Source organism: Actinophytocola sp. (assembly GCF_036402745.1).
In the GTDB taxonomy this organism is placed as follows: domain Bacteria; phylum Actinomycetota; class Actinomycetes; order Mycobacteriales; family Pseudonocardiaceae; genus Actinophytocola.
Map to the genome: position 1 here is coordinate 1 of NZ_DASWSJ010000416.1, position 4,629 is coordinate 4,629.

A 4,629-nucleotide genomic window follows, 5' to 3' on the forward strand; every position below is an offset into this window, starting at 1 on the left:
GGACCACGTCGTGGCCGCGGCCGACGAGGTACTCGCCGCGGATCTGGCCGATGGCGTCGTGCTGCACCCCCTCGACGACACCCTCGACTGGGAGCGGCCGCCCGGACGGCAGGCGATCCAGCGCCCCGCCACGACCCGGGACGCCATCGAGCTCGTGGCGGCGGGCGTGGGGCTACTCGTCGTCCCGCAGTCGCTGGCCCGGCTGCACCACCGCAGGGACCTCACCTACCGGCCGGTCCTGGACGCTCCGGAGTCACGCGTCGCGCTGTCGTGGCTCGAGGACGAGACCACCGATGTCATGGAGCAGTTCATCGGGATCGTCCGTGGCCGGACCCGCAACAGCACTCGGGGGCGCCCACCGGCACCGGCGAGCGAGCGTCCCGATGCCGAGGTGCGGAAGGCGGCGGCGGGCAAGTCGGTCAGCGGAGGCCGGCGGCGAGGTTCCGGCGCGCCGCACGGTGTCAGCCGCGGGAGACGCCGCCGCCGGTCCTGACGGCCAACAGACGGCAAACAGACAGCATTGTCCGCGCGACCGGCAGAGGCGCAGACCAGGTCCGTGGTCGCCATGTCGCAAAGTGAGACCTGGCGGCCGCTGTTCGTCGGGTTGACTGGCGCAATGGTCCAGCAGACCGCCGTGACGGCGCGCCAGTTGACGAGCCCGGCGGCCCAGTCGTTGGCCGAACTGGCCGCGGTCCTCGACGATCTGCAGTTCGTGCTCGGTTGCAGCGAGCGCCTGCTCCAGGAGCTTGCCCGCGGTGACGAGCGGGACATCGTGGTGGTCGAGGCGTTGTGGGCCGCCGCGCTCAACGCCTACGCCCGGTGCTTCCGCCCCGGCGAGAACAAGCCGGGCCTCACGGTCGACGACCTGACGGAGACCGGGCTACAGGGCGATGTCGTACCGTGGCACGAGATGCTCGGCAAGCTACGCCACTTCTTCGTGACCGAGACGGCCAACCCGCGCGAGGAGTTCTCGGCCGGCGTCTCCTTGTCGCCGGAGGGTGCGGCAACGGGGATCGTGGTCACCTCGGCGCCCCGTCCGCAGGTCGACGAGGCCACGGTCCGGCAGACCGGCCAGCTCGCCTTCGAGCTCGGCCAGCTGGTGGACGGCCGCATGCGGGACGCGCAGAAGGTGGTCTTCGCCGAGGTGGCGGACATGCCCGCGGCGCGGCTCAACCGGTTGACGCCGCTGGCCGTGGACCTGTCCGCGGCCGCCGGGCCCGGGGTGGGGTAAACCGAACCCCGGATCGTCGTGTTGGCACGATCGATTCCGCGCCGGTGCCTCGGGAGCATTGAGCGCATGAGTAACACCATCGAACTGCGCGGCCTGACCAAACGTTACGGCGCCACAACAGCCGTGGACGCGCTCAGCTTCGCCGTGCGGCCGGGCGCGGTGACCGGGTTTCTCGGCCCGAACGGCGCCGGCAAGTCCACCACCATGCGGATGATCCTCGGGCTGGACCTGCCGGACGCCGGGCAGGCGCGGATCGGCGGGCGCCCCTACCGGGCGTCGCGCTGGCCGCTGCGTGAGGTCGGGGCACTGCTCGAGGCCAAGGCCTTTCACCCCGGCCGCTCCGCGTACGCCCACCTGTCCGCACTGGCCGCCAGCAACGGGATTCCGCGAACGCGGGTGACGCAGGTGCTCGACCTCGTCGGCCTGCGCGATGCCGCCCACCGGCGAGCCGGGAAGTTCTCCCTGGGCATGGCCCAGCGGCTCGGCATCGCCGCCGCACTGCTCGGTGACCCGGGTGTGCTGCTGTTCGACGAACCGGTCAACGGCCTGGACCCGGAAGGGATCCGTTGGCTGCGCACGCTGTTGAGGTCGCTGGCCGCCGAGGGGCGCACGGTGTTCGTGTCCAGCCACCTGATCAGCGAGATGGCGCTCACCGCGGACCGGCTCGTGGTGGTCGGCGCCGGGCGGCTGCTCGCCGACACGTCGGTCGCGGAGCTCTCCGCCCGGTCCAGCTCGCTCGAGGAGTCGTTCCTGGCACTGACTTCCGGCAGCGCCCAGTATCGGGCGACCGACCCTTCGAACAGTCCACTGAGGAGGACCCCGTGACGACGACCGCCGACCACTACCGTTTCCGGCACGCCGCGCGGACGGAGTGGATCAAGCTGCGCAGCCTGCGCTCGACCTGGTGGACCCTCACGGCGACGGTCGCCGGCGCCACCGGCATCGCGATCGCTGTCGGTGCCAGCACCAAGGACGGATCCGGTGACCTGACGAACAACGCGCTCGCGGGTGTCGTGCCCGCTCTGCTGCTCGTCGGTGTGCTCGGTGTCCTGACCATGACCGGCGAATACTCCTCCGGGATGATCCGGGCGACGCTGGCCGCGACCCCGAACCGGCCGCTGGTGGTGGCCGCGAAGGCGGCGGTGTTCGGCGCGGCGGCGCTCGCCGTCGGCATGGTCGCGGCGCTGGTCGCCTTCGTCGCCGGCACGGCCACCCTGCCGGACACGGTGCCGGCGCCTTCGCTCACCGAGCCGGACGTGCTGCGGGCAGTGGTGCTGTCCGGGGTCGGCCTCGGCCTGATCGGGCTGTTCGGGCTCGGCCTGGGCGCGATCGTCCGGCACTCCGCGGGCGCCCTTGCCGCGTTCGTCGGCGTCGTGTTCGTCCTCGGGCAGTTCATCGTCGCGTTCGCGCCTTCGGCGGTGGCATACGTCCCGCTGGCGATCGTCGCGAACTCCCTCGGCGTGTCGGAACCGGTCGCCGGCGCGCTGTCGCCGTGGGCCGGCGTCGGCATGCTGTGCCTGTACGCGGCCGTGACGCTCGGTGCCGGCGGGTGGCTGCTCACCCGACGGGATGCCTGACCCGCCGACGGCGCGCGTGACCGGCCGGGTCCCGGAGATACTGGCGTCGATGAACGTCGGAACGCTGCTGCGGGCCCCGGTCAGCCGGCGGGCCTGGCAGGAGAACCTGTACGTGTTGACGGGCACACCGCTGGCCGCCGCCGGATTCTGCTACGCCGTGATCACGCTCGTCCTCGGCGCCGGTTTGGCGGTCACCGCCGTCGGGATTCCGTTGCTGGCCTTCGGACTGGCCGGTGCCAGGCGGATCGGTGGGCTGCACCGGTGGCTGGCCGGCCGGCTTCTCGGCGAACGGATCGAACCGCCGGCGCCGCGCCTGGCGTCGGGGTTCTACGGGCGGGTGCAGGCGTTGCTCGGCGACGCGGCCGGCTGGCGGGCGCTGGGCTATCTGCTGATGCGACTTCCCGTCGCGGTCCTGCAGGTCTACGTCGTCGCGCTCAGCTGGGGCTGGGGACTGGTCGGCCTCACCTACCCGCTGCTGCAGGCCTTCGGTCTCAACGCCATCGACCGCCCGGACGAGCTGGTCTTCCCCACCGGCATCGCGTTGTTGCTGATCGCCCCGTGGGCCACGCGCGGCGTCGTGCTGGTGGACCGGATGCTGATGCGGTGGCTGCTCGGGCGGCGCGGGCTGTCCGAACGGGTCCGCGATCTCGAACGGACCCGGGCGCGCGCGGTCGACGACGCGGCCGCGACGTTGCGCCGGATCGAGCGGGACCTGCACGACGGTGCGCAGGTCCGGCTGACCGCCCTGATCATGCAGCTGACCATGATGCGTGAGCTCGCGCCGGCCGGGCAGCCCCAAGACCTGACCGACACGGCGCTGACCACCGCCAAGGAGGCCGTCGTCGAGCTGCGTGAGCTGGTCCGCGGCATTCATCCGCCGGTGCTGGACCAGGGCCTCGACGTCGCGCTCGCCACCTTGGCCGCGCGCAGCGGCGTGTCCGTCGACCTGCGCACGGACATCGGCCCGCGACCGACCGCCGCGATCGAGTCGATCACCTACTACTGCGCGGCCGAGCTGCTCGCCAACGTGGCCAAGCACAGTGGCGCGACCCGCGCGTGGCTGTCGGTCGACCGGTCCGGCGACCGGCTGGTGCTGCGCGTCCGCGACGACGGCGCCGGCGGCGCGCAGGCCCGCGCGGGCTCCGGCCTGTCCGGGCTGGTGGACCGGATCCGCACCGTCGACGGGCGGCTCGACGTGATCAGCCCGCCGGGTGGGCCTACGGTGGTCACCGTCGAGCTCCCGACCCACGCGTGAGAGGCGGCCATGCGCATCGCGATCGCGGACGATGCGGTGATCCTCCGCGACGGGCTCGCCCAGTTGCTCACCACCCGCGGGCACGAGGTCGTCGCCAGCGTCGCCGACGCCGACGCGTTGCGGGCGGCCGTCGCCGAGCACCGGCCCGATGTGGCGGTCATCGACATCCGGATGCCGCCGACCCACACCGACGAGGGCCTGCGCGCCGCCATCGACCTGCGCCGCGACCATCCCGGCGTCGGCCTCCTGCTGTTCTCCCAGCACATCGAGACCCGCTTCGCCGCCGACCTGCTGGCCGGCTCGCCCGCCGGCGTCGGCTACCTGCTCAAGGAGCGCGTCGCCGACCTCGACGCGTTCGTCGACGCGCTGCGGCGGGTGGCCGCCGGCGGGACCGCGCTCGATCCGGAGGTCGTCTCCCACCTGATGGCGACCAGCCGCCGCGGCGTCCACCCGCTCACCACCCGCGAGCGCGAGGTGCTCGGGCTGATGGCCGAAGGCCGCACCAACGCGGCGATCGCCAGGACCCTCGTCGTGTCCGAACGGGCCGTGGAAAAGCACATCGCCAA

At 72.8% G+C, this 4,629-nt stretch carries 5 protein-coding genes and 1 pseudogene; all 6 read left to right on the forward strand.

The genetic code is table 11. The features are described from left to right. Positions 1–493, forward strand: a 493-nt coding sequence (locus VGD70_RS36295) for a LysR substrate-binding domain-containing protein (RefSeq protein WP_331089603.1), incomplete at its 5' end; no start/stop codon positions are given. A gap of 123 nt (positions 494–616) precedes the next feature. Continuing rightward, entirely contained in the window at positions 617–1,231 is a 615-nt protein-coding gene (locus tag VGD70_RS36300; RefSeq protein WP_331089605.1) for a hypothetical protein, read from the forward strand. Between the two features lie 66 nt (positions 1,232–1,297). Next, positions 1,298–1,963 (forward strand): annotated as a pseudogene (locus tag VGD70_RS36305) (ABC transporter ATP-binding protein); the annotation flags it as partial. An 89-nt stretch (positions 1,964–2,052) separates the two neighbouring features. Continuing rightward, positions 2,053–2,808: a hypothetical protein gene (locus tag VGD70_RS36310; RefSeq protein WP_331089609.1), complete on the forward strand. Its 756-nt coding sequence runs from the start codon at positions 2,053–2,055 to the stop codon at positions 2,806–2,808. A gap of 49 nt (positions 2,809–2,857) precedes the next feature. Then, positions 2,858–4,063: a sensor histidine kinase gene (locus VGD70_RS36315; RefSeq protein ID WP_331089611.1), complete on the forward strand. Its 1,206-nt coding sequence runs from the start codon at positions 2,858–2,860 to the stop codon at positions 4,061–4,063. A gap of 9 nt (positions 4,064–4,072) precedes the next feature. Beyond that, the coding region (locus VGD70_RS36320) for a response regulator transcription factor (RefSeq protein WP_331089614.1) at positions 4,073–4,629 on the forward strand (557 nt) is incomplete at its 3' end.